This window comes from Streptomyces hyaluromycini (assembly GCF_002217755.1).
Lineage (GTDB): Bacteria > Actinomycetota > Actinomycetes > Streptomycetales > Streptomycetaceae > Streptomyces > Streptomyces hyaluromycini.
Map to the genome: position 1 here is coordinate 370280 of NZ_BCFL01000018.1, position 23730 is coordinate 394009.

The window sequence follows — 23730 nt, forward strand, 5'->3', positions numbered from 1 at the left end:
ACCATTCACGCGTGGTGTCCGTGATTCGGGGTGGGCCGGTTGTGCGAGACGACGCACCGGCCGAGCAATAACGGGCCGAGGAGGGCCGGGTGACGACCTATGACGATCGAGCGAGCCTCACTGATCTGACCGCCACTGTGGAGCGGGTCCGCAGTTCGGTGGAGGGAGTGATCGAGGGCAAGCCCGAGGTCGTACGGCTTTCGCTGACCGTGCTGCTCGCCGAGGGACATCTTCTGATCGAGGACGTCCCGGGCGTGGGCAAGACGATGCTGGCGAAGGCTTTGGCACGGTCCATCGACTGCACGGTGCGGCGTATCCAGTTCACGCCCGACCTGCTGCCGTCGGACATCACCGGCGTGTCCATCTGGGACCAGCAGCGCCGGGACTTCGAGTTCAAACCGGGAGCCATCTTCGCCCAGATCGTGATCGGCGACGAGATCAACCGCGCCTCGCCGAAGACCCAGTCCGCGCTGCTGGAGTCGATGGAGGAGCGCCAGGTCACCATCGACGGGCAGACCTATGAACTGCCCAGCCCGTTCATGGTGGTGGCCACCCAGAACCCGGTCGAGATGGAGGGCACCTACCCGCTGCCCGAGGCCCAGCGCGACCGCTTCATGGCCCGCGTCTCGGTCGGCTACCCCAGCGTGGAGGCCGAGTTGCAGATGCTCGACATCCACGGCGGGGTGAGCCCCCTGGAGGACCTCCAGCCAGTGGCGCACGCCCATGACGTCGTGAAGCTGATCGAGGCCGTGCGCGGGGTCCACGTCGCCGAGCCGGTCCGGCGGTACGCGGTGAACCTGGTCGCCGCCACCCGCACCCACCCCGACCTCAGACTCGGCGCCTCCCCGCGCGCCACGCTGCACCTGCTGCGCGCGGCGAAGGCGTCCGCGGCCCTGAGCGGCCGGGAGTACGCGCTGCCGGACGACGTGCAGGCGCTCGCCGTCGCGGTGCTGGCCCACCGGCTGCTGCCCACCGCCCAGGCCCAGCTCAACCGGCGCACCGCGGAGCAGGTCGTCCAGGAGATCCTGCAGTCGACCCCGGTGCCCGCGGCCACCCAGCAGCAGGCCGGCTTCGGCGGTCTGGGCCGGGGTGTGCCGGCCTATCCCCAGCAGCCCCCGCGGAGTCTTTGATGGGCGCCCCGGCGGAGGCCGACGGGGAGGAGACGGGCGGGATCCGCACGGCCCTGGCCGGGCTGACCACCCGCGGCCGCTCCTTCCTCGCGGCCGGCATCGCGGCGGTGATCTGCGCGTACATACTCGGCCAGAGCGATCTGCGCCGGGTCGGGCTGCTGCTCGCCGTGCTGCCGCTGATCTGCGCCGCCGTGCTCTACCGCACCCGCTACCGGGTGGCCGGCAGCCGACGGCTCTCCCCCGCGCGGGTGCCGGCCGGCAGCGAGGCCCGGGTCCATCTGCGGATGGACAACGTCTCGCGGCTGCCCACCGGTCTGCTGATGCTCCAGGACCGGGTGCCCTACGTCCTCGGGCCGCGCCCGCGGTTCGTCCTGGACCGGGTGGAGCCGGGCGGCCGCCGCGAGGTGTCCTACCGGGTCCGCTCGGACCTGCGCGGCCGCTATCCGCTGGGCCCGCTCCAGCTGCGCCTGACCGACCCGTTCGGCATGTGCGAACTGACCCGTTCCTTCTCGACGTTCGACACCCTCACCGTCATCCCGAAGGTGGAGCCGCTGCCGCCGATCCGGCTCAGCGGCGAGGCGAAGGGGTACGGCGACGGGCGGCAGCGCTCACTGGCCCTGGCCGGCGAGGACGACGTGATCCCGCGCGGCTACCGCTACGGCGACGACCTGCGCCGGGTGCACTGGCGCTCCACCGCCCGCTACGGCGAGCTGATGGTGCGCCGCGAGGAGCAGCCGCAGCGCGCCCGCTGCACGGTCCTCCTTGACACCCGGGGCGGCGCCTACGAGGGAGCGGGCCCCGACTCGGCGTTCGAGTGGGCGGTGTCCGGTGCCGCCTCGGTCCTGGTCCACATGCTCGAACGCGGCTTCTCGGTCCGGCTGTTGACGGACACCGGAAGCTCGGTGCCGGGCGAGGGCGCCGACGGCTTCGCGGGCTCCGGCCACGAGTCGGCGGAGGCGGCCGGGCTGATGATGGACACCCTGGCCGTGATCGACCACTCGGACGGCACGGGCCTGTCCCGGGCCTACGCCGTACTGCGCGGCGGGAACGAGGGGCTGCTGGTGGCCTTCCTGGGCGACCTCGACGAGGAGCAGGCGACGGTGGCCGCGAAGATGCGCCAGCGCAGCGGCGGCGCCGTCGCCTTCGTGCTGGACCCGGACACCTGGGTCCGGGAGCCGAGCGACGTGCCCGCCCCCGGCAACGGGCACGAGGAGCGGCTGCGGATGCTGCGCGAGGCCGGCTGGACGGCCGTGAGCGTGCCGCGTGCCGCCGCGCTGACCGAGCTGTGGCGGCAGGCCGACCGGGAGCGCACCGGACTGGCCGCGCTGAGCGGGGAGGCCCGGTGATGAGCGGACGGGCCCGGCTCGCCCTCGCCGCGGCGGCGGCGACGCTGATGGCGTCCTGTGCCCTGCTGCCGCTGGTCTCCCCGAGTACCTGGCTGTTCCAGGCGGCGTTCCTGGTGGCGGTCCAGACGGGCGCGGGCGCGGCCGCCCGGCGGGTGCCGCTGGCCCGGCCGCTGACCGTGGCCGCGCAGGCCCTGGTCACGCTGCTGATGCTGACCGTGGTCTTCGCCCGGAGCCACGCGATCGCCGGGGTGGTCCCCGGCCCGGACACCTTCCGGTACTTCGGCGACCTGCTCCAGCAGGGCTCGGACGACGTCAGCCGGTATGCGATACCCGCGCCGCTGACGCCCGGCATCCGGCTGATGGTCGTCGGCGGGGTGCTGGTCGTCGGGCTGGTCGTGGACACCCTCGCGGTGACCTTCCGCAGCGCGGCCCCGGCCGGGCTGCCGCTGCTCGCGCTGTACTCGGTGGCGGCGGGCCTGTCCGACGGGCCGAGCGACTGGCTGTGGTTCCTGGTGGCGGCGGCCGGCTATCTGATGCTGCTGCTCGCCGAGGGCCGGGACCGGCTGTCGCAGTGGGGCCGGGTGTTCGGCGGGGCCGCGCGCACCCCGGGCGCCCAGGAGAGCGGCGCGGTGGCCCCGGTGCGCACCGGGCGCCGGATCGGCTTCGCCGTACTGAGCGTCGCGCTGTTCGTGCCGTTGGCGATGCCCTCGATCCAGGGCGGCCTGCTGGACGGCGCCGGGGCCGGTGTCGGCGTGGGCAACGGGAACGGCGGCACGATCTCCGCGGTCAACCCGCTGGTGTCGCTGCGGGACAGCCTCAACGTGGACGAGGACCGCCAGGTGCTGTCCGTGCGGACCAGCAGCGACGACGTCTCGGACCTGTATCTGCGGATCGTCTCCCTGGACGACTTCGACGGCACCACCTGGAAGCCGGCCCAGCGGCACATCACCGCCGTGCCGAACACGTTCCCGACCCCGGCCGGACTGAGCGGCGACGTCCGGCGGACGACGGTGAAGTCGACGATCTCGGCCGCCGACTGGTACGCCCAGGACTGGCTGCCGATGCCGTACCCGCCGAGCGGGGTGAAGGTGGCCGGCACCTGGCGCTACGAGCCCGTCGGGATGACCCTGGTCGGCGACCACGGGCAGAACACGCGCGGTGAGACCTACCAGGTCACCAGCCTGGACGTGCAGCCGACGGCGGAGCAGCTGGCCGCGGCGCCGGAGCCGACGGCGGCCATGAAGAAGGACTACACCAAGGTGCCCTCCTCGCTGCCGTCGGTGGTGGCGCAGACGGCGAAGGAGGTCACCGCCGGCTCGGCGAACCACTACGAGGAGGCGGTCAAGCTCCAGGACTACTTCGCGGTGACGGGCGGCTTCCAGTACGACACCCAGGTGGAGGTCGGCCGGGGCGAGGGCGCGATCGCGAACTTCCTGAAGCAGAAGCGCGGTTTCTGCGTGCACTTCTCCTTCGCGATGGCCGCGATGGCCCGGACGCTGGGCATCCCGGCCCGGGTCGCGGTGGGCTTCGCACCGGGCACCCCGCAGGCCGACGGCACCGTGTCGGTGGGCCTGAAGGACGCGCACGCCTGGCCGGAGCTGTACTTCGAGGGCGTGGGCTGGACCCGCTTCGAGCCGACCCCGACCCGGGGCACGACGCCCTCGTACACGGTGTCGGACACGCCCGGCTCCTCCGTGCCGGACGAGACCCTGCCCTCCAAGGGCGCCTCGACGGCGCCGTCGGCCTCGGCCTCGCAGAGCGAGAGCTGCCCGGCGCAGCTGCGCAGGCAGGACGCCTGCGCCAGCCCGTCCGCGGCGGCCGCGGTGCAGAGCGGCGACGGCGGGCCGCCGTGGTGGCAGCTGGCCCTGTGGGCGCTCGGCGGGCTCGTCGTGGTGGCGTTGCCGCTGTCGCCGATGCTGTACCGGCAGCAGGTTCGTGCCCGCAGGCTCGGGGCCCACGACCGCACGCCCGCCGGCGTGGCGGCGCACACGCTGGCGGTCTGGCTGGAACTGACGGACACCGCCTGGGACTTCGGCATCCTGCCGGACGACTCGCAGACCCCGCGCAACGCGGCCACCCGGATCGTCCGGCTCGGCGGTCTGGATCCGGTCGCCGGGGCCTCGGTGCACCGGGTGGCGGACGCGGTCGAACAGGTGCTGTACGCGCCACGGCCGCAGCCGACGGCCGGCCTCGGGGACGACGTCCGCAGGGTGACGGCCGCGTTCAACGGCACGGTCGGTGTCCCCTCGCGGCTGCGGGCGCTGTTCGCTCCGCGGTCGGCCGTGCGCGTGGTGTGGGCGGCGTCGGCGGGGCGGGCCCGGCTGCGGGAGCGGGTGGCGGCGGCCCGGCCGACCCTGCGGAAGCCGTCGGAGCAGGAGGGCTGACTGGGGCGGCGCGGGGGGGGTGGGGTCGCTTACCGGCGCTTGCAGGGTGCCGCCCGCGCCCACCCGTGCCGCCCTGGGGGCACCTCCCAGGCCCTTAAGGCACTGGGGGAGGCACGACTGCCCGCGGCTGAGAAGAAGCGGCGGGCGAAGCGCCCCGTAAGGGGCGCGGGGAACTGCGCGACCAGCCCCCACGCACCCGCAGTGACGCACGGCCCGCAGCAAGGTCACGGCTCCGGCCGACCGCGCAGCGCCCGGCAACGCCTGAGGGGTGACCATCCAGTGACGGTCACCCCTCAGTCACGTTCTGTTCGGCCTGTCGGCCTCTCCGGCGAAGCCGTCAGTGGCCCTGTTCGTCACGCCGGCGCTGCCAGCGCTCCTCGATACGGTCCATCATGGAACGCTTCGGCCGACCCTGGCGGCGGGCCTGCGGGCCTGCGGGCTGCTCGCCGGGCTTGGGGGCCTTGCGCCAGCCGGTGACGGCGAGGACCGCGCAGCCCAGCATGACGAGGAAGCCCACCACGCTGACCCAGATCTGCAGCGTGACCATTCCGGCGATGAGGAGCGCGATACCCACGAGGAAGCCTGCGACCGCCTGGTAGACCCGTCGCCGGGTGAACGTCCGCAGCCCGTTGCCCTCAAGCGCTGTCGCGAACTTGGGGTCTTCGGCGTACAGCGCTCGCTCCATCTGCTCAAGCATTCGCTGCTCGTGCTCCGAGAGCGGCACGGCGTCCTCCTCATCGTGCAGTCGCCGGGGCGACCCGGGGGGTCCCTTCAGGATAGGCAGGGAATCGCCCCCGTGAAACCCGCCCCTCTAGGCCAATTGGCCAACCGGAAACCGCCATGACGGTTCTGGCTCGCTGAGACTTCCATTCCCCAGCAGCCGACCCGTCATGCCGGGCGATCTCCCTCGATCATACGGCGCAAACCCCTCGATCGGGGGGCCTGTGGCGTACTCCATCCGCTGCCGAGCCCCTGATCAGCGGGCTCGTCTCAGGAGACTCTCAGACCCCGGCGGCACCCGGTGTCTCGCCGAGCACATGCAGCTGGGTGGCGACGGCGTGGAAGGCCGGGAGTTCGGCCGCGGCGGCCTCCAGCCTGAGCAGGGCGTCGAGGGCGCCGGGCTCGGTGTCCACCAGGACTCCGGGGACCAGGTCGGCGAAGACCCGCACACCGTGCACGGCGGCGACGGCCAGGCCCGCGCCCTCGACCAGGGCGGTGAGCTGGTCCGCGGAGAAGCGGCGGGGCATCGGGTCGCCGCTGCCCCAGCGGCCGTCGGGGTCCTCCAGGGCCTGCTTGGCCTCCTTGAAGTGACCGGCGAGGGCGCGGGCGACCACGGCCCCGCCGACCCCGGCGGCAAGCAGGCTGAGGACGCCCTCGGAGCGCAGCGCTGCCACCGTGTTGCGCACGCCCTCGGCCGGGTCGTCGACGTACTCCAGGACGCCGTGGCACAGCACCACGTCGTGGCCGCCGCGCTCGACCACGTCGAACAGGCCGAGGACGTCGCCCTGGACGCCCTTGACCCGGTCGGCCACGCCGGCCTCGGCGGCGCGGCGCTCCAGCGCGAACAACGCGTTCGGGCTGGGGTCGACGACGGTGACGCGGTGGCCGAGACGGGCCAGGGGGACGGCGAAGTTGCCGCTGCCGCCACCGGTGTCCAGGACGTCCAGCGCGTCCCGGCCGGTGGCCTTGACCCGGCGGTCGAGGGCCTCCTGGAGGACCTCCCAGACCACGGCGGTACGGAGAGAGGCGCGGGGTCGAGTGGGGTCCGGCACGGCAGTTGACTCCTCGGCGCGGCACCGCCTGTTGCCCGGCGGCGCGAACTCGGTGCCTCCCCGGCCCGGGGTGCGGGAGGAGGGAAGGCTTCAGGCGCTCTCCACCCTATTGCCTCCGCCGCCCCGCCCCCTATTGCCTCCGCCGTCCCGCCCGGTCAACTCGCGTCGGCGGCTCCCGCCCGGTCATCCCGCGTCGGGCAGCTCCCTTCCCGGGGCGCCGGCCGGCCGCTCCCCGTCCTCCCGTCGCGCCTGCGGCAGCACCGGCTGGAGGACGAGCATCCGCTCGACGATGCGGAGGAACATCGCCACGTCGCGTATCAGGTCGTCGGCGTCCCGGCGACCGGCCGCGCCCTGGATGCCGGCCTCGGCGCGGGCCCGGCGGCCGGCGCCGGAGGCGAAGAGGGCGCTCCACTCGGTGAGCTCGGGCGCCACCTCGGGGAGCACCTCCCAGGCGCTGCGGATCCGGGCCCGGCGCCGGGGCGAGGTCTCGGGGCGGGCGCGGGCGGCGAGCACGGCGGCCGCGGTGCGCAGGGCGGCCAGGTGGGCGGTCGCATAGCGCTCGTTGGGGGTGTTGAGCAGTTCGGCCTCGTCGAGGGTGACGCGGGCCTGGGTGAGCAGGTCGAGGGCGGCGGGCGGGGCCGTGGCCCGGCGGAGTACGGGGTGCACATCGCTCGCCGGGCCGGTCAGTGAGGGGGCAGGGCCGGTGGCGCGGCGCCGGTGGGCGGCGGCCGCTGAGGAGTTGGCCATGACGAACCTCCTGTCGTCTGAGTGACGGCTCCCTCACACGGGGTGCCGTATGTGCCCATCGTGAGGTATGGCACTGACAATCCGTTCTGACCTGGGCTTTTGCTTCGATCGCAAGTTCGGGCTACTTTTTGCACTGACCAGTCAGTTCAAAAACAACGCCACAGGGGGGAACCTGTGCACGGCGTACCTGTCACGGCCGAGGGCCTCGGGCTCAAGGGGCCGCGCGGCTGGGCGTTCCAGGGGATCTCCCTGGACGCCGGGCCCGGCGCGCTGATCGCGGTGGAAGGGCCGTCCGGCTCCGGGCGCACCTGTCTGCTGCTCGCGCTCACCGGCCGGATGAAGACCACCGAGGGCACCGCGACCGTCGGCGGGGCCCGGCTGCCGGGGCAGCTCGCGGCCGTACGGCGGTTCAGCGCGGTGGCCAACGTGGCCGGGGTCACCGACCTCGAACCCGCCCTGACCGTCGCCGAGCACCTGCGCGAACGGGCCCTGCTGCAACGCCGGTTCGGCGACTCGCTGCGCGCGCTGCTGCGGCCCCGCGCGGACCGCAGGGCACGGGCACAGCGGCGCGTCGACGACGCCCTGGCCGCCGCCGGGCTCGACCTGGAGTCGCTGCCCAAGGGCGCCCGTACCGCCGTACGGGACCTGGAGCGGATCGAGGCGCTGCGGCTGTCCGTGGCGCTGGCCATGGTCGGGAAGCCCCGGCTGCTCGCCGTGGACGACGCGGACCTGAAGCTGTCGCAGGCCGAACGGACGGACGTGCAGGCGCTGTTGGCGTCGATCGCCGCGTCCGGGACGACGGTGGTGGCGGTGTGCGGAGAGGCCCTGACCGGGGCCGTCGTCGTGCACACCGGGAGCACCGGGGCAACGGAGACTTCGCAAGAGCCGGAAGAGCCGGAAGAGCCGGAAGAGCCGGAAGAGTCGGAAGAGTCGGAAGAGTCGGGAGAGGAGGCCGGCGATGCGCTCGCCGCGACTGGCCGCGCTTGAGCTCAGGCGCTTTGGACGGGGCAGGCTGCCACGCGCCGCCCTGGTGGCCCTGCTGGTGCTGCCGCTGCTGTACGGCGCGCTGTACCTGTGGTCGTTCTGGGATCCGTACGGCCGCCTCGACCACGTCCCCGTGGCGCTCGTGAACGACGACAAGGGAGCGACGGCGAGCGGCAGGAGGCTCACCGCGGGCGACGACATCGTGGCCGGGCTCAAGGACAGCAGGACCTTCGACTGGCACGAGGTGAGCGCCGCCGAGGCGCGCCGGGGCGTCGAGGACGGCACGTACTACCTGTCGCTGACCATGCCCGCCGACCTCAGCGCGCGCATCGCCTCCAGCGCGGGCGACTCCCCGGAGACCGGCGCGCTCCAGGTGCGCACGAACGACGCGAACAACTACATCGTCGGGCAGATCTCCCGCACGGTCTTCAACGAGGTGCGCTCGGCCGCGTCCACCAAGGCGTCCCGGTCCTTCCTGGACCGGATCTTCATCTCGTTCGCCGACATCCACGGGCAGACGGTGAAGGCCGCCGAGGGTGCCGACACGCTCACCGGTGGCATCGGGAAGGCCCAGAAGGGGTCCAAGGACCTCGCGGACGGCCTGAAGGACGCCAAGACCGGCAGCGGGAAGCTCGCCAAGGGGATCAGGAAGCTGGATGCGGGCGCGGCGACGCTGGCGGACGGCTCGCAGCAGGTCGCGGACGGCACCCAGGTCCTGGCGGACCAGGTCGACGGGGTCTACGGCAAGGTCGGCCCGTACCTGGCGAAGAACGAGAAGACCATCGGTGACACGGCGCAGCTGGTCGCCGACTCGGCGCGGACCGTCCGGGACAACCTCGGCGTCCTGGTGAAGACCGCTCCGGCGGCCGCGAAGACCGCCCACGCGGCCGCCGGCACGCTGGACGAGGTCTACGCGGCGCGCTGTTCGGCGGAGCTGCTCACCGACCCGGTCTGCCCCGATCTGAAGAAGGCCCGGGACGCGGCCGACGACGTGGCCGCCGTCGCCGACGACCTCGACACGCTGATCGCCGGCCAGAACGGCGACCTGAGGACGCTCGACGCGCACCTCGGCACGCTCCAGACCCAGGCGCAGGCCCTCGCCGACCGCGCCCCGCACCTGTCCGAGGACGTCGCCGACGCCGTCAAGAAGATCGACAAGCTGAACGGCGGCGCGGCCCGGGTGGCCGCGGGCGCCGCGAGGCTGCACACCGGGCTCGGCACGGCCACCACCGGCGCCACCGGCCTCGACAGCGGCATCGGCAAGCTGAAGACCGGCGCCTACGACCTCAGCGGCGGGATGTACAAGCTCGCCGACGGCTCCAGCACGCTGGCCGGCGGCCTGCACGACGGCGCGGCGAAGATCCCCGACTACGACACACAGGACCGCGACCGGCGCACCGGGGTCATGTCCGACCCGGTCCAGCTCGCCTCGCAGGACCTGCACAAGGCGCCCAACTACGGTACCGGGTTCGCCCCGTACTTCATCCCGCTCTCCCTGTGGGTCGGCGCGATGGTGGCCTACATGCTGATCCAGCCGCTCAACCGGCGTGCCCTGGCGGCCGGTTCGGCGGCCTGGCGGATCGCGCTGGCGGGCTGGCTGCCCGTGGTCGCGATCGGCGTGCTGCAGACGGCCGCCCTGATGGCCGTCCTGCACTGGGCGATCGGGCTCCAGATGGTCCGCGCGACCGGGACGGTCGGGTTCCTGTTCCTGGTGGCGGCCTGCTTCGCGGCGATCGTGCAGTGGCTGAACGCGCGCTTCGGGGCGGCGGGACGGATCCTGGTCCTCGCCCTGCTGATGCTCCAGCTGACGTCGGCGGGCGGCACGTATCCCGTCCAGACCAGCCCGGGCTTCTTCGACGCGATCCACCCGTTCCTGCCGATGAGCTATGTCGTGGCGGCGCTGCGGCGGCTGATCACGGGCGGCGGGCTGGGGCCGGTGTGGCAGGCCTGCGCCGTCCTGGTGGCGTTCACGGCGGGTGCCCTGGCGCTCACCGCGTTGTCCGCCCGGCGCCGCCAGGTGTGGACGCTGGACCGCCTGCATCCCGAGCTGAGCCTGTGAGGCCTCGATGACCTCCTCTTCCGTGCCCGCGGAGGCCGCTGTTCCTGTGAGAATCGGGAGCATGGAAAGCAGCAGCACCACGGGCGGCAGCACACGCCGTGAGGCCACCCGGCAGAAGCTCTACGAGGCCGCCGTCACGCTCATCGCCGAGCAGGGCTTCTCGGCCACCACGGTGGACGAGATCGCCGAGCGGGCCGGCGTCGCGAAGGGCACGGTCTATTACAACTTCGCGAGCAAGTCGGTCCTCTTCGAGGAGTTGCTGCGGCACGGCGTGGGTCTGCTCACCGCGTCCCTGCGGGACGCCGCCGAGCAGACCGCGCGCGAGGGCGGCAGCCGGGTCGACGCCCTGGACGCGATGGTCCGCGCGGGTCTCGTCTTCATCGACCGCTACCCGGCCTTCACACAGCTCTACGTGGCGGAGCTGTGGCGCACCAACCGGGCCTGGCAGTCGACGCTGATGGTGGTCCGGCAGCAGGCCGTCGCGGTCGTCGAGGGCGTGCTGCGCGAGGGCGTGGAAGGCGGCGAGTTCAGCGACGAGATCGACGTCCAGCTGACGGCGGCCGCGCTGGTCGGGATGGTGCTGGTGGCGGCGCTGGACTGGAAGTCCTTCCAGCCGGAGCGCTCCCTGGACGACGTCCACGCGGCACTGTCCCGGCTGCTGCAGGGGCGGGTGAGCGGGAAGGGCTGAGCCCTTCCGGGACCGGCACGCGCGCGTGGCCGCGGGAAAGCCGCACGCGCGCGTGGCCAGACGAAAGCGCCGGTCCGCGGTGGCCGCGTCCCCCGCGGGCCGCCGTCGGACCGGCGCCTTCCGTACTCCCCCGTGTTCCCCCGGTTTCCCGCTGTTCTCCCGGGTCCCCTCTCCCCCGTGTCTCGCTTCCGCCGACGCGAATCGGCGGAAGGAGCGGTCGAGGGCGCCGGCGCCGTTCCGCCGCCCCGTGTCGGCGGTACCGGACCTCGCGCCCCTTTCCGTGTCTCCACTCTCTCGTTCACGCAGGTCGCGGCCCATCCGCGCGCGTACTCAACTCGCTCCCTAGGTACGCGTACTCAGGTGTGCGCACGCAGGCCCAGGACGCGCGGCCGCCGACTGGTTACGATCGCGTCCGTGTCGGTACTCCCCTTGGTCTTCACCAGCGGCTGGGCCAGCGGAATCAACGCCTATGCGGTGGTGCTGCTGCTCGGTCTCTTCGGCGCGACGGGCCTGAGCGACGACGTCCCCGAGACGCTGCAGCGCCCCGAGGTGCTGATCGTCGCGGGCGTGCTGTTCCTGTGCGAGGCGGTCGCCGACAAGATCCCGTACGTCGACTCGGTGTGGGACTCCGTGCACACGGTGATCCGGCCGGTGGCGGGCGCCTGGGTCGGGGCGCTGCTCGCCGGGCACAGCGGCTCGCTCTCGGACGTGACGGCCGGGCTGGTCGGCGGTTCCACGGCCCTCGCCAGCCACACCGTGAAGGCCGGTACCCGGATGGCGATCAACACCTCCCCCGAGCCGTTCAGCAACATCGTGGTGAGCCTGGCGGAGGATCTCGGGGTCGCCGGCATCGTGACGTTCGCGATGTTCCATCCGCTGCCGGCGGCGATCATCGCGGGTGTGCTGCTGGCCACCGGCCTGATCGTGCTGGTGTTCCTGATCTCCCGGATCCGGCGCTTCTGGCGCCGCCGCGCCCAGCGCCGTGAGGAACGGCGGCTCGCGGCGCAGGTGGGACGGCCTCCCGGCTGACGGCCCGCCGGACCGGAGTGTCAGTGGCGGTCGATAAAGTCGCGGGCATGGGACGGATTGCGGTGATCGGCGCCGGGATGGGCGCCATGGCGGCGGCCGCCCGGCTGGCCGTCGCGGGCCACCGGGTGACGGTGTACGAGCGGACGGACACGTACGGCGGCGGGGTGCGCCGGTTCGAGCGCGACGGGTTCGCCTTCGACACCGGACCGGGGCTGCTGCCGCTGCCCGCCGTGTACCGCGACCTGTTCGTCAAGACCGGCAAGGAGCCGCTGGAGGACTGCGTCGAGCTGGTCCAGGTGGACCCGTCGGCCCGGCACGTCTTCGCCGACGGCACCCAGGTGTCCCTGCCGAACGCGTCCCGCGCGGGCGTCGTCACCGCCCTCGACGAGGCGCTCGGGGCGGGCGCCGGGCAGCGCTGGGGCGACTTCCTGGTGCGGGCCAGGGAGGCCTGGGACCGCACCAGGCGCCCGCTCCTGGAGGAACCGCTGTGGCCGAACTGGCAGGTGCTGGCCGAGCGCGAGCCGTACCCGTCGGTGCCGCACAAGAAGCTGCTGCGCACCCGTCGGGCGGCCACGGTCACCGAGATCGGCGCCTGGGAGCTGCGCGACGAGCGCCTCGCCGCCGTCCTGGAGAGCCACGCGCTCGCGTACGGCCTCGACCCGCGCACCGCTCCGGCGAGCGCGGCCGTGCTGCCGTACCTGGAGCACGCCTTCGGCACCTGGTACGTGCGCGGTGGCATGCGGGAGTTGGCGCGCGCGCTGTACGAGCGGTGCGTGCAGCGGCGGGTCGGGTTCGTCTTCGGCGCCGAGGTCACCGGGGTCCTGGAGAAGGACGGCCGGGCGGCGGGGGTGGAGCTCGCCGACGGGAGCGTGGCCGAGGCCGACTTCGTGGTGGCGGGGGTGGCACCGGAAGCGCTGAGCCACCCCGCGGCACGGGCCGGCGGCGGGCCCGCGCCCCGGCGGTGCCTGCCGAGCCGGCTGACGGTACTGCTGGCGCTGCGGGGCGGGCGGCCCGAGGGGGCCGTGCACCGGACCGTCGTGCACGCGGCGGACCGTGCCGCCGAGTTGGAGGGGCTGTTCGGCTCCGCCCCGGCCGCGCCGGGGACTGTCACGGTGCTGCGGCCCGACGACCCGGCGCTGGTCCCGGACGCGGGTCACGAGGCGGTCGCGCTGGTCTCGACGGTGCCCGCCGGGAGCGGCGGCCCCGGCGGGGCCGAGGACATGATCACCGTGGCCGAGCGGGCCGTCCCCGGGCTGCGGGACCGGCTGCTCTGGCAGGAGGTGCGCACCCCGGCCGACATCGCCGCGGAGACCGGCTCGGCCAGCGGGGCGGTGCCGCCCCCGGCGCTCGCGGCCGCCGCCGGAGCCCTGCTGTACCCGGCCAACACCGGCGCTCTGCCGGGCCTGTTCACCGCCGGAGGCTGGTCGCACCCCGGTGGCGGGCTTCCGCACGCGGGCATGTCGGGGGCACTGGTGGCGGGGCTGATCGTGGAGGGACCGGAGTTCCGCGGCTCGCAGTGAGCCGGGCCTTCGGGAACGCTTCAGAAACGGTACTGCTGCTCGTCGTACCCGTTGTTGCCCTGCTGGCCCTGCTGCTGCCCCTGCCCGTCGCCGCCCTGGCCCTGGTAGGGGTACTGCTGCTCCTGCGGGAGTTCGCCGCCGTAGGTCTCGTCGGCGCGCTGCTGCGGGACCCAGACACCGCCCGCCGGGGTCTCGCCGTAGCCGCCGGTGCCGTACTGGCCCTGGGCGTACCCCTGCTGGTCGTACTGCTGGGTGCCGTACGACGACTGGTCGTACCCGGCGCCGTAGTTCTGGTTGTTGCCGATGTACGGGTCGGAGTAGTTGGCGTACTGCTGCTGGGCGCCCGTGTCGTAGCCGTACTGCTGCTGGCCGTAACCGGAGTAGTCGTAGGCGTAGTTCTGGTCGGTGCCCTGGGCGGCGTACGCCTGGTCCTGGCCGGCGGTCGCGTAGGCGGCCTGCTGGTCGCCGGCGGCCGCGTAGCCGGAGTCGCGGTAGACGCCGTAGGAGCCGGTGTCCTCGGGCATCGGCTGCGGCTCGTAGACCGTGGTGGACTCGGCCGCGCCGGGCTCCATGGTGCGGGCCGCCGGGGTGAAGACGTCGTCACGGTCGTACTCGTCACCGCCGCCGTAGGCCGGCATGCTGCCCGTGGCGTAGGCGCCCTGCTGCTCGGCGTAGGCGGCGTCGGCCGCGTCCGGGTCGGTGGCCTCCAGGCCCGGGTCCTCGTCCGGTTCGCCGCGGCGGCGCTTGGTCAGGCCGCCGTCACCGTCCGTGCCGGGGCGCTTGACCGCCCAGCCGGCCTCGAAGCCGCGGCGGAACGACAGCGTGACGTAGGTCTGGCCGACCGCGAAGGCGATCGCGCCCACGCCGATCACGACGACCGACGGGATCAGGACACCGAAGACGACACCGACGAAGCCGACGAAGGCGAGCAGCCGCCAGCGCAGCCGCGCCTTGTACTGCAGCAGCACCTCGCCGAGCAACCACAGCGCGACGATGCCGAACGCTACGTAGAGGACCGTCCAGCCCATGTACGCCCCTCCTCCTGTGACCGCTACGCAGTGTGTCCTACTCCGGTGCGGCCGGTCTAGGCCCGCGGGGGATGGTGCAGGCCCAGGTTCTCGTAGATTTCCAGCGTCGCCGTGGAGTTGTTGAGCGTGATGAAGTGCAGTCCTGGCACTCCCTCGGCCAGCAGCCGGGCGCAGAACTCCGTGGCGTACTCGATGCCAATGGAGCGTACCGCCGCCGGATCGTCTTTCGCTGTGAGGATCCGCTCTTTCAGGGCGTCCGGGAAGGCTGCGTTGCTGAGTTTGGGCAGCCGTTCCAGCATCTTCACACTGGTGACTGGCAGGATTTCCGGAATCACCGGTGTCTCGCAGCCGGCCGCGACGACCCGGTCACGAAGGCGAAGGTACGACTCGTCCTGGAAGAACATCTGCGTGATGGCGTAGTCGGCGCCCGCGCGGCACTTGTCGACGAAGTGCCGGACGTCGGTGTCCCAGTCGCTGGAGCGCGGGTGCATCTCCGGGAAGGCAGCGACGCCCACGCAGAAGTCGCCCGACTCCTTGATGAGCCGCACGAGTTCGGCCGCGTAGGTCAGACCCTGCGGGTGCGCCACCCACTCCCCCATCGGGTCGCCGGGCGGGTCGCCGCGCACCGCGAGCATGTTGCGGATCCCGGCGTCCGCGTACTGGCCGATGATGTTGCGCAGCTCGGCCAGCGAGTGGTCGACCGCGGTGAGGTGGGCGACCGGGGTGAGCGTGGTGTCGGCGACGATCTGCTGGGTCTCCCTGACCGTGCCCGCGCGGGTCGAACCGCCGGCGCCGTAGGTCACGGAGACGAAGTCGGGGGCAACCGCCTCGACCCTGCGGAGCGCGCTCCACAGGTTCCGCTCACCCTTGGGGGTCTTCGGCGCCGAGAACTCGAACGAGTACGTGGCCTTGCCGGTGGCGAGCATGTCGCGCACGGTGCGTGCGCGGTCAGTCCTGGTCGATGCGGTTCCTAGGGCCATACCCGCAGGTTAGCCAGGGGCGGACGGCCACCCAACCGAACTCGTGATATTTGCCCGAATTGTCGAGCTCGTGTCCGGATACTGGACAAGTTTCCGGACAGCAGGACGGCCGGACGGCCGAACCGGAGTACGCCTACGCCTACGCCGACCGCAGCCGCTTGGCGAACTCGGCCGCCGCCGCGCCCGGGTCGTCGGCCGCGGTGAGCGCGCGGACCACGACCACCCGGCGGGCACCCGCGTCCAGCACCTGGTCGAGGTTGCCGAGGTCGATGCCGCCGATGGCGAACCAGGGGCGGTCGGTGCCCAGCGCGGCGGTGTACCGCACCAGGCCGAGGCCGGGGGCGGGGCGGCCGGGCTTGGTGGGGGTGGGCCAGCAGGGGCCGGTGCAGAAGTAGTCCACGCCGTCCTGCACGGCGGCCGCGGCGGCCTCGGACTCGGCGTGCGTGGAGCGGCCGATCAGGACGTCCGGGCCGAGGATCGCGCGGGCGGCCGGGACCGGCAGGTCGCCCTGGCCGAGGTGGAGCACGTCGGCGCCGGCCGCGTGGGCCACGTCCGCGCGGTCGTTGACCGCGAGCAGCTTGCCGTGCCGGGCGCAGGCGTCGGCGAACACGGCGAGGTGCTCCAGCTCCTCGGCGGCCTCCACGCCCTTGTCGCGCAGCTGCACGATGTCGACACCGCCCGCCAGGACCGCGTCCAGGAACTCGGCGAGGTCGCCCTGCTCCTTACGGGCGTCCGTGCACAGGTAGAGCCGGGCGTCGGCCAGCTGGGCGCGGGCGGTGTCGGTCATCGGTGTCCCCCGTCGATTCGGTACTGGTTGCTCAGACGGCGAGCGCCTGGGCGCGGCGCTTCACCTCCGTGCCACGATTCTCGCTGAGCGCCTGCGCGGGGGTGCCGGGCAGGGTCTCGTCGGGAGTGAAGAGCCACTCCAGCATCTCTTCGTCCGTGAAGCCGTCGTCCCGCAGGAGCGTCAAGGTGCCGGTCAGGCCCTTGACGACCTTGTCCCCGTCGACGAAGGCGGCGGGGACGTGCAGTGCCTTGTTCTCACCACGGCGGACGGCGATGAGCTGGCCCTCCTTGACCAGCTGCCGCACGCGCGTCACCTCGACGTCCATCATCTCTGCGATGTCGGGGAGGGTGAGCCAGGCGGGGACGAGAGCATCGATGTTCGTGTCAATCTCGGTCACGGGACAAGGGTAGGCGTTCCGCCGGGTGGGCCGCGATGGGTGGTGCCGGGTATGTGTCGGTGGTCGGGTGCGGCGCCGTGGGGGCTGGCCGCGCCCACGCGGCGGAGCCGCATATCAATACAGCCCCGCGCCCCTATCGGGGCGCTGCAGTCGCGTTCTTCAAAGGGCGGGCCGGGTCGGAGAGGGCCTCGGCGTCCATTCGGGTGTCTGCTTCGATCAGGCGGCGGCCCTGGGCCAGATCTCGGGGGCGGCCTACCGCCAGTAGGGCGACCAGGCGGGTCTCGCGGAGCCAGCAGACGCTCCAGGACGGGCCCGTCGGGTCGCCGCGCCAGACCAGGTGGTCGGCGGCGGCGTGGTGGCCGGCGTACTGGACGAAGCGGCCGAACTGCTCCGACCAGAAGTACGGCACCGGGTCGTAGACCGCGTCGGACTCGCCGAGGATGTTGGCGGCGACCGTGCGCGGGCCCTGGAGGGCGTTGTCCCAGTGGTGGACCAGCAGGCGCTCGCCGTAGCGGCCGGACGGGAAGGAGGCGCAGTCGCCGACCGCGTAGACGTCCGGGACGCTGGTGTGCAGACGGTCGTCGGCCAGCACGTCGCCGTGGGTGCCCAGCTCGATGCCGGAGCCGGCCAGCCAGGCGGTGGCGGGGCGGGCTCCGATGCCGACCACTACGGCGCCCGCGGGCAGCCGCGAGCCGTCGTCGAGCACCACCGCGCCGGGCTCGACGCCGGCCACGCGCGCGTGGGTGCGCAGTTCGGTGCCGCTGTCCGCATACCAGGCGGTCATCGGCGCGGCGACCTCGGCCGGGAGCGCTCCCGCGAGCGGCCGGTCGGCGGCCTCCACGACCGTCACGGCGCAGCCGGCCTCGCGGGCCGCGGTGGCGAACTCGGCGCCGATCCAGCCCGCGCCGACTACCACGATGTCGTGCTGCCGGGCGAGCACGGGCCGCAGCCGCTCGGCGTCGTCCAGGGTGCGCAGCAGGTGGACGCCGGGCACGCCCTCGGTGCCGGGCAGCGTGATCGGCTCGGCGCCGGTGGCGAGGACCAGGACGTCGTACGCCACCGGTCCGGTCTCGGTGTCCAGCTCGTGGTCGGCGGTGCGCACGCCCAGCGCGTCGCGGCCGAGTGCCAGCTCGATGCCGAGCGCATCGAAGTCGACCTCGAAGGCGGAGCCCTCCGACTTGCCGAGCAGCACGGCCTTGGACAGCGGCGGCCGGTCGTACGGCTGGTGCGGCTCGGCGCCGATCAGCGTGACGGTGCCGGTGAACCCGCGCTCGCGCAGGGCGACGGCGGTCTGCACCCCGGCCATGCCCGCGCCCACGACCACCACGCGCCGTGTCTGTGACGTGCTCCGTCGCTGCGTCTGCTCGCTCACCTGATCACCATAGACAAGAACGATAGACAACTGACAAAGAGTCAGTCAGGGGGCGTGGCGAGTGACCTGTTCCACAGCGCCGTCCGAGGCCGTCTTACAAGGGCGGAGCTCCGCGGGCTAGGGTGGCGGGGAAGCACACGCGGGAGCCCGGACGCACCGGGCTGAGAGGGAGGCTGGCGGCCTCCGACCGTACGAACCTGATCCGGGTCATGCCGGCGAAGGGAGGGGCTGGACGCCCATGTCCTCACGTACGTCCGACGTCCTCGTCATCGGGGGCGGAATCATCGGCCTGGTCACGGCCTGGCGCGCCGCGCAGCGCGGGCTCGCCACCGCTGTGGTGGACCCCGCGCCCGGCGGCGGGGCCGCGCAGGTCGCGGCCGGGATGCTGGCCGCGGTCACCGAACTGCACTACGGCGAGCAGACCCTGCTGGGGCTCAACCTGGCCTCCGCCGCCCGCTATCCCGCCTTCGCCGCAGAGCTGACCGAGCTCACCGGCCACGACCTCGGCTACCGGCGCTGCGGCACCCTCGCGGTCGCGCTGGACGCCGACGACCGCGCCCATCTGCGCGAGCTGCACGCGCTCCAGCAGCAGTCGGGCCTGGAGTCCGAGTGGCTGTCCGGGCGGGAGTGCCGGCGCCTGGAGCCGATGCTCGCGCCGGGGGTGCGCGGCGGGCTGCGGGTCGACGGCGACCACCAGATCGACCCCCGCCGGCTGGCGGCCGCGCTGGTGGCCGCGTGCGAGCGGGCCGGGGTGGTCTTCCACCGCGACTGGGCCGAGCGGCTGGAGGTGGTACGGGGGCGGGCCACCGGTGTCGTCACCCGCGCGGGTGACACGTGGGGCGCCGGGCAGGTGGTGCTCGCCGGCGGGAGCCTGAGCGGGCGGCTGGCGGGCGTGCCGGACGACGTGCTGCCGCCGGTGCGGCCGGTGAAGGGGCAGGTGCTGCGGCTGACCGTGCCCGCGCGGTACGCGCCGTTCCTCAGCCGGACCGTACGGGCCGTGGTGCGCGGCGGGAACGTCTACCTGGTGCCCCGGGAGAACGGCGAACTGGTCGTCGGCGCGACCAGCGAGGAGCTCGGCTGGGACACGACGGTCACGGCGGGCGGCGTGTACGAGCTGCTGCGCGACGCGCACGAGCTGGTGCCCGGGATCACCGAACTGCCCCTGACCGAGACTCGGGCCGGACTGCGCCCCGGCTCCCCCGACAACGCGCCGCTGCTCGGGCCGACCCGCCTCGACGGGCTGCTGCTGGCCACCGGGCACTACCGCAACGGGGTGCTGCTCACGCCGGTCACGGGAGACGTGATGGCGGAGCTGCTGGCCGGCGGCGAGCTGCCGGAGGAGGCCCGTCCGTTCACGCCGAGGCGATTCGGCGACGTACTCGTGGAGCAGACCGCATGAACATGCCCGTCATGAACGCCCCCGTCACCATCTCCGTCAACGGGGAGCGCCGGGAGATCGCCCCGGGCACCGCTCTCGACACGCTCGTACGGTCCCTCACCGCCGCGCCCTCCGGGGTGGCCGCGGCCGTCAACGAGACCGTCGTACCGCGCGGGCAGTGGGCGTCGACCGGGCTCGCCGAAGGCGACCGGGTGGAAGTCCTGACCGCCGTGCAGGGAGGCTGAGCCATGGCCGACGACCCGTTCGTGCTCGGGGGTACGACTTTCTCCTCCCGGCTGATCATGGGGACCGGGGGTGCGCCCAGCCTGGAGGTGCTGGAGCGGGCGCTCGTCGCGTCCGGGACCGAGCTGACCACGGTCGCGATGCGGCGGGTGGACCCGGGGGTACGGGGATCCGTGCTGTCGGTCCTCGACCGGCTCGGGATCCGGGTGCTGCCGAACACCGCAGGGTGCTACACCGCCGGGGAGGCCGTACTGACGGCCCGGCTGGCACGGGAGGCGCTGGGGACCTCGCTGGTCAAGCTGGAGGTCATCGCCGACGAGCGGACCTTGCTCCCCGACCCGATCGAGCTCCTTGACGCGGCGGAGACGCTGGTGGACGACGGGTTCACGGTGCTGCCGTACACGAACGACGATCCCGTGCTGGCCCGGAAGCTGGAGGACGTGGGGTGCGCCGCGGTGATGCCGCTGGGGTCGCCGATCGGGTCCGGGCTCGGGATCCGCAACCCGCACAACTTCCAGCTGATCGTCGAGCACGCGCGCGTGCCGGTGATTCTGGACGCGGGAGCCGGTACGGCGTCGGACGTGGCGCTGGCGATGGAGCTGGGGTGTGCGGGGGTGATGCTGGCGTCGGCGGTGACGCGGGCGCAGGATCCCGAGCGGATGGCTTGCGCCATGCGGGCCGGGGTGGAGGCGGGGCGGCTGGCCCGGCTGGCGGGGCGGATTCCCCGTCGGTACCTCGCCGAGGCGTCGTCTCCGACGGAGGGCGTGGCTCGCCTCGATCCGGAGCGCCCGGCGTTCTAGTCCTGCCTCGTCTCCCACCCGTGCACCACCCGAAACTGTTCGCTGGAAGGCCGGACTCTCCTGCGGGGGCTGACCGCCGTCGGCGGCCGCGGCTTGTCGGGCGGGGCGTATTTCAGCCAGGTGCGAAGCGTCACAGGTGCGCTGCAGTCCCCCGGGGAAAGCGGTCTCACCTGTGGGGGTGTCAGCCGGTGCTCGTACACTCGCTGGGTGGATACGACCCTTCAGGACCCCCTCGTCGGGCAGGTGCTCGACGGCCGGTATCGCGTCGACGCGCGGATCGCCGTCGGCGGGATGGCCACGGTCTACCGGGCCCTGGACATCCGGCTGGACCGCGTGCTCGCGCTGAAGGTGATGCACCCGGCGCTCGCCGCCGACGGGTCCTTCGTGGAGAGGTTCATCCGGGAGGCCAAGTCGGTCGCCCGGTTGGCCCACCCGAACGTCGTCCAGGTCTACGACCAGGGGGCCGACCGGTCGTACGTGTATCTGGCCATGGAGTACGTCGCCGGCTGCACCCTGCGTGACGTGCTGCGCGAGCGCGGCGCGCTGCAGCCGCGGGCCGCGCTGGACATCCTGGAGCCGGTGCTGGCCGCGCTGGGCGCCGCGCACCGCGCCGGGTTCGTGCACCGGGACATGAAGCCCGAGAACGTGTTGATAGGGGACGACGGGCGGGTCAAGGTCGCGGACTTCGGGCTGGTGCGGTCCGTGGACTCCGTCACCAGTACGACCGGCGCCGTGCTCGGCACCGTGTCGTACCTCGCGCCCGAGCAGGTCGAGAACGGGGCCGCCGATCCGCGCGTCGACGTCTACGCGTGCGGTGTCGTGCTGTACGAGATGCTCACCGGGCAGAAGCCGCACGACTCGGATTCACCCGCGGTGATCCTCTACAAGCACCTGCACGAGGACGTGCCGGCACCCTCCGCCGTCGTGCCGGGACTCGCCTACGAGCTGGACGAGCTGGTCGCCCGCGGGACCGCCCGCGATCCCGAGGTCCGGCCGTACGACGCCGTCGCGCTGCTCGCCCTGCTGCGGCAGGCCCGGAGCGTGCTCGGCGCCGAGCAGCTGGACGCCGTGCCGCCGCAGGCGCTGGCGGACGCGCACGACATCGGCGAGGACCGGACCAGTGTCATACCCCGGTCCCTGACCGTGCCCCGGCCGCTGCCCGTCAACGAGGAGGACGAGGGGGTGCTGCGGACCAGCAGGTTCGAGGCGCCGCCGTCCCCCACGCTCGGCTTCGCTCGCGCGGGGGCACCCCCATCCGACCGGCGGCGCGGGGGCCGCCGGTCCCGGCGCGGGCTGCTGACGCTGGTGGTCGCCGTACTGATCGTCTTCGGCGCGGGCGCCGGTGTCTGGTACATCAACTCCGGGCAGTTCACCAAGGTCCCGCCGCTGCTGTCGAAGACCGAGGCCCAGGCCACCGCGCGGCTCAAGGAGGCCGGGCTCGACGTCGGGTCGGTCGAGCACGCCTACAGCGACACGGTGAAGCGGGGCACGGTGATCAGCACCGACCCGGCGGCCGGCAAGCGCATCCGCAGCAACGACTCGGTGACGCTCACCGTCTCGGACGGCCCCGAGACGGTGAGCGTGCCGGATGTGCAGGGGCGGACGCTGGCCAGGGCCAGGTCGCTGCTCACCGCGGACGGGCTCGCACCGGGCATGGTGACCCGGGAGTTCAGTGAGGACGTGCCCAAGGGGTCGGTCATCTCGTCCGACCCGGGGGCCGGGACCGAGCGGCACGCGGGGACCGCGATCGCGCTCGTCGTCAGCAAGGGTGCCCCCGTCGACGTCCCGGACGTCACCGGCGACGACCTGGACGAGGCCCGGCAGGAGCTCCAGGAGGCCGGGCTGAAGGTGACGGTGTCCGCGACCGAGATCAACTCCGAGTACGACCAGGGGCAGGTCGCCCAGCAGACCCCGGCGGGCGACGCGCAGGCCGCCGAGGGCGACACCGTGACGCTGACGCTGTCCAAGGGACCGGAGCTGGTCGAGGTGCCGAACGTGGTCGGGGCCACCGTGGACGACGCGACCAAGCTGCTGGAGCAGTCCGGTTTCCAGGTCAAGGAGAACCGCGGGCTGCTCGGGCTGTTCGGCGACACCGTGAAGAAGCAGTCGGTGGACGCCGGGGAACAGGCGCCCAAGGGGTCGACGATCACCATCACCATCCGGTGACCGGGGGCGGGCCGCGCCGTGACACCCTGGACGGGTGAAGAGTCAGCAGTCAGGTCCCGCCCGCAACCCCGTCGGCGGCCATGTCCCGGTGGCCGGCGGTCTGCACTCGGTGGGGCTGTCGTACGCCCGTGAGCTGAAGGCCGAGACCGTGCAGGTCTTCGTCGCCAACCCGCGCGGCTGGGCCACCCCGGCGGGCAGCCCGAAGCAGGACGAGGCGTTTCGCGCGGCCTGCGCGGAGGGATCCGTCCCGGCGTACGTGCACGCCCCGTACCTGATCAACTTCGGCTCGCACACCGAGGCGACCGTGGAGAAGTCGGTGGAGTCGCTGCGGCACTCGCTGCGCCGCGGCCGGGAGATCGGGGCGCTCGGGGTGGTCGTGCACACCGGGAGCGCGACCGGCGGGCGGGCCCGGGACGTGGCGCTGAAGCAGGTACGCACGCATCTGCTGCCGCTCCTCGACGAACTGACCCACGACGACGATCCGTTCCTGCTTCTGGAGTCCACCGCCGGGCAGGGCGCCTCGCTCTGCTCGCGGACCTGGGACTTCGGGCCGTACTTCGAGGCGCTGGACGCCCATCCGAAGCTGGGCGTCTGCCTGGACACCTGTCACATCTTCGCCGCCGGGCACGACCTGACCGGGCCGAGCGGGATGCACCAGACGCTGGACCTGCTGGTGGACACCGTCGGCGAGGGGCGGCTGAAGCTGATCCACGCCAACGACTCCAAGGACGTCGTCGGCGCGCACAAGGACCGGCACGAGAACATCGGCTCCGGTCACATCGGCGAGGACCCGTTCCGGGCGCTGATGACCCACCCGGCGACCGCGGGCGTACCGCTGATCATCGAGACGCCCGGTGGCAAGGAGGGGCACGCCGCCGACGTCGAGCGCCTCAAGCGGCTCCGGGACGGCTGACGCCCCT

21 protein-coding genes and 1 riboswitch are annotated in these 23730 nt (G+C 73.2%); of the genes, 13 read left to right on the top strand and 8 right to left on the bottom strand.

Annotated features, from left to right (window positions below):
* The first annotated feature begins 89 nt into the window (after positions 1-89).
* From SSP29_RS14815 to SSP29_RS14825, 3 genes are read left to right on the top strand one after another with little or no spacing between them, the layout of a single operon-like run.
* Positions 90-1130: an AAA family ATPase gene (locus SSP29_RS14815; RefSeq protein ID WP_089101091.1), complete on the top strand. Its 1041-nt coding sequence runs from the start codon at positions 90-92 to the stop codon at positions 1128-1130.
* Complete coding sequence (locus tag SSP29_RS14820; protein WP_089101092.1) at positions 1130-2476, top strand: DUF58 domain-containing protein; 1347 nt, start codon at positions 1130-1132, stop codon at positions 2474-2476. The genes SSP29_RS14815 and SSP29_RS14820 overlap by 1 nt, the downstream gene beginning before the upstream one ends.
* The gene (locus SSP29_RS14825) at positions 2476-4860 is read left to right on the top strand and encodes a transglutaminase TgpA family protein (protein WP_089101093.1); all 2385 of its coding nucleotides are present in this window, start codon (positions 2476-2478) and stop codon (positions 4858-4860) included. Before SSP29_RS14820 ends, SSP29_RS14825 begins: the two co-directional genes overlap by 1 nt.
* A 337-nt stretch (positions 4861-5197) precedes the next feature.
* Here SSP29_RS14825 and SSP29_RS14830 read toward each other — a convergent pair whose 3' ends face one another.
* The 3 genes from SSP29_RS14830 to SSP29_RS14840 form a co-directional block, all read right to left on the bottom strand.
* The gene (locus SSP29_RS14830; RefSeq protein WP_089101094.1) at positions 5198-5584 is read right to left on the bottom strand and encodes an SCO2097 family morphological protein; all 387 of its coding nucleotides are present in this window, start codon (positions 5582-5584) and stop codon (positions 5198-5200) included.
* A 277-nt stretch (positions 5585-5861) separates the two neighbouring features.
* Entirely contained in the window at positions 5862-6632 is a 771-nt protein-coding gene (locus tag SSP29_RS14835) for a class I SAM-dependent methyltransferase (protein WP_089101095.1), read from the bottom strand.
* A gap of 183 nt (positions 6633-6815) precedes the next feature.
* Positions 6816-7379: an SAV_6107 family HEPN domain-containing protein gene (locus tag SSP29_RS14840; protein ID WP_089101096.1), complete on the bottom strand. Its 564-nt coding sequence runs from the start codon at positions 7377-7379 to the stop codon at positions 6816-6818.
* A gap of 174 nt (positions 7380-7553) precedes the next feature.
* Between SSP29_RS14840 and SSP29_RS14845 the strand changes: the two genes are divergently transcribed.
* From SSP29_RS14845 to SSP29_RS14865, 5 genes are all read left to right on the top strand, one after another.
* Positions 7554-8366 (top strand): ATP-binding cassette domain-containing protein, encoded by an 813-nt coding sequence (locus SSP29_RS14845; RefSeq protein WP_089101097.1) that lies wholly within the window; start codon positions 7554-7556, stop codon positions 8364-8366.
* Positions 8338-10422 carry a YhgE/Pip domain-containing protein gene (locus SSP29_RS14850; RefSeq protein ID WP_089101098.1) on the top strand — a complete coding sequence of 695 codons (2085 nt, stop codon included), beginning with the start codon at positions 8338-8340 and terminating at the stop codon, positions 10420-10422. The genes SSP29_RS14845 and SSP29_RS14850 overlap by 29 nt, the downstream gene beginning before the upstream one ends.
* A gap of 61 nt (positions 10423-10483) precedes the next feature.
* The gene (locus SSP29_RS14855) at positions 10484-11110 is read left to right on the top strand and encodes a TetR/AcrR family transcriptional regulator (RefSeq protein ID WP_089101099.1); all 627 of its coding nucleotides are present in this window, start codon (positions 10484-10486) and stop codon (positions 11108-11110) included.
* A 414-nt stretch (positions 11111-11524) separates the two neighbouring features.
* Complete coding sequence (locus SSP29_RS14860; protein WP_089101100.1) at positions 11525-12139, top strand: DUF4126 domain-containing protein; 615 nt, start codon at positions 11525-11527, stop codon at positions 12137-12139.
* Between the two features lie 47 nt (positions 12140-12186).
* Positions 12187-13659 (top strand): phytoene desaturase family protein, encoded by a 1473-nt coding sequence (locus SSP29_RS14865; protein WP_089101101.1) that lies wholly within the window; start codon positions 12187-12189, stop codon positions 13657-13659.
* 20 nt (positions 13660-13679) lie between these two features.
* Here the strand turns inward: SSP29_RS14865 and SSP29_RS14870 are convergent, their stop codons facing one another.
* The 5 genes from SSP29_RS14870 to SSP29_RS14890 form a co-directional block, all read right to left on the bottom strand.
* Positions 13680-14687: an SCO2102 family sporulation regulator gene (locus SSP29_RS14870; protein ID WP_089101102.1), complete on the bottom strand. Its 1008-nt coding sequence runs from the start codon at positions 14685-14687 to the stop codon at positions 13680-13682.
* Between the two features lie 56 nt (positions 14688-14743).
* Positions 14744-15667 (bottom strand): methylenetetrahydrofolate reductase [NAD(P)H], encoded by a 924-nt coding sequence (metF, locus tag SSP29_RS14875; protein WP_089101103.1) that lies wholly within the window; start codon positions 15665-15667, stop codon positions 14744-14746.
* Between the two features lie 139 nt (positions 15668-15806).
* Positions 15807-16454: a thiamine phosphate synthase gene (gene thiE / locus SSP29_RS14880; protein ID WP_089101104.1), complete on the bottom strand. Its 648-nt coding sequence runs from the start codon at positions 16452-16454 to the stop codon at positions 15807-15809.
* 31 nt (positions 16455-16485) lie between these two features.
* Positions 16486-16851: an Rv2175c family DNA-binding protein gene (locus SSP29_RS14885; RefSeq protein ID WP_089101105.1), complete on the bottom strand. Its 366-nt coding sequence runs from the start codon at positions 16849-16851 to the stop codon at positions 16486-16488.
* 133 nt (positions 16852-16984) lie between these two features.
* Positions 16985-18223 (bottom strand): NAD(P)/FAD-dependent oxidoreductase, encoded by a 1239-nt coding sequence (locus SSP29_RS14890; RefSeq protein WP_150134192.1) that lies wholly within the window; start codon positions 18221-18223, stop codon positions 16985-16987.
* Between the two features lie 129 nt (positions 18224-18352).
* Positions 18353-18464: riboswitch (TPP riboswitch) on the top strand.
* On the opposite strand from SSP29_RS14890, the gene thiO reads away from it, so the two are divergent.
* The 5 genes from thiO to SSP29_RS14915 all read left to right on the top strand — a co-directional run bounded on the left by thiO (position 18462) and on the right by SSP29_RS14915 (position 23723).
* On the top strand, positions 18462-19622 hold the full coding sequence (thiO, locus tag SSP29_RS14895) for a glycine oxidase ThiO (protein ID WP_089101107.1): 1161 nt from the start codon (positions 18462-18464) through the stop codon (positions 19620-19622). Its footprint overlaps the riboswitch before it by 3 nt.
* An 11-nt stretch (positions 19623-19633) precedes the next feature.
* Positions 19634-19846 carry a sulfur carrier protein ThiS gene (gene thiS, locus SSP29_RS14900; protein ID WP_089101620.1) on the top strand — a complete coding sequence of 71 codons (213 nt, stop codon included), beginning with the start codon at positions 19634-19636 and terminating at the stop codon, positions 19844-19846.
* A gap of 3 nt (positions 19847-19849) precedes the next feature.
* Positions 19850-20644, top strand: a complete 795-nt coding sequence (locus tag SSP29_RS14905) for a thiazole synthase (protein ID WP_089101108.1) — start codon at positions 19850-19852, stop codon at positions 20642-20644.
* Between the two features lie 207 nt (positions 20645-20851).
* Positions 20852-22810 carry a Stk1 family PASTA domain-containing Ser/Thr kinase gene (gene pknB / locus SSP29_RS14910; protein ID WP_089101109.1) on the top strand — a complete coding sequence of 653 codons (1959 nt, stop codon included), beginning with the start codon at positions 20852-20854 and terminating at the stop codon, positions 22808-22810.
* Positions 22811-22844: 34 nt separating this feature from the next.
* Positions 22845-23723: a deoxyribonuclease IV gene (locus SSP29_RS14915; RefSeq protein ID WP_089101110.1), complete on the top strand. Its 879-nt coding sequence runs from the start codon at positions 22845-22847 to the stop codon at positions 23721-23723.
* Positions 23724-23730: the final 7 nt, after the last annotated feature.

What these genes read in the sequence shown, in the direction of transcription:
- SSP29_RS14820 (WP_089101092.1), top strand. Translation starts at nt 1,130, where the DNA reads ATGGGCGCCCCGGCGGAGGCCGACGGGGAGGAGACGGGCGGGATCCGC.
- SSP29_RS14825 (WP_089101093.1), top strand. Translation starts at nt 2,476, where the DNA reads ATGAGCGGACGGGCCCGGCTCGCCCTCGCCGCGGCGGCGGCGACGCTG.
- SSP29_RS14840 (WP_089101096.1), bottom strand. Translation starts at nt 7,379, where the DNA reads ATGGCCAACTCCTCAGCGGCCGCCGCCCACCGGCGCCGCGCCACCGGC.
- SSP29_RS14850 (WP_089101098.1), top strand. Translation starts at nt 8,338, where the DNA reads ATGCGCTCGCCGCGACTGGCCGCGCTTGAGCTCAGGCGCTTTGGACGG.
- SSP29_RS14855 (WP_089101099.1), top strand. Translation starts at nt 10,484, where the DNA reads ATGGAAAGCAGCAGCACCACGGGCGGCAGCACACGCCGTGAGGCCACC.
- SSP29_RS14865 (WP_089101101.1), top strand. Translation starts at nt 12,187, where the DNA reads ATGGGACGGATTGCGGTGATCGGCGCCGGGATGGGCGCCATGGCGGCG.
- SSP29_RS14870 (WP_089101102.1), bottom strand. Translation starts at nt 14,687, where the DNA reads ATGGGCTGGACGGTCCTCTACGTAGCGTTCGGCATCGTCGCGCTGTGG.
- metF (WP_089101103.1), bottom strand. Translation starts at nt 15,667, where the DNA reads ATGGCCCTAGGAACCGCATCGACCAGGACTGACCGCGCACGCACCGTG.
- thiE (WP_089101104.1), bottom strand. Translation starts at nt 16,454, where the DNA reads ATGACCGACACCGCCCGCGCCCAGCTGGCCGACGCCCGGCTCTACCTG.
- thiO (WP_089101107.1), top strand. Translation starts at nt 18,462, where the DNA reads ATGTCCTCACGTACGTCCGACGTCCTCGTCATCGGGGGCGGAATCATC.
- thiS (WP_089101620.1), top strand. Translation starts at nt 19,634, where the DNA reads ATGAACGCCCCCGTCACCATCTCCGTCAACGGGGAGCGCCGGGAGATC.
- SSP29_RS14905 (WP_089101108.1), top strand. Translation starts at nt 19,850, where the DNA reads ATGGCCGACGACCCGTTCGTGCTCGGGGGTACGACTTTCTCCTCCCGG.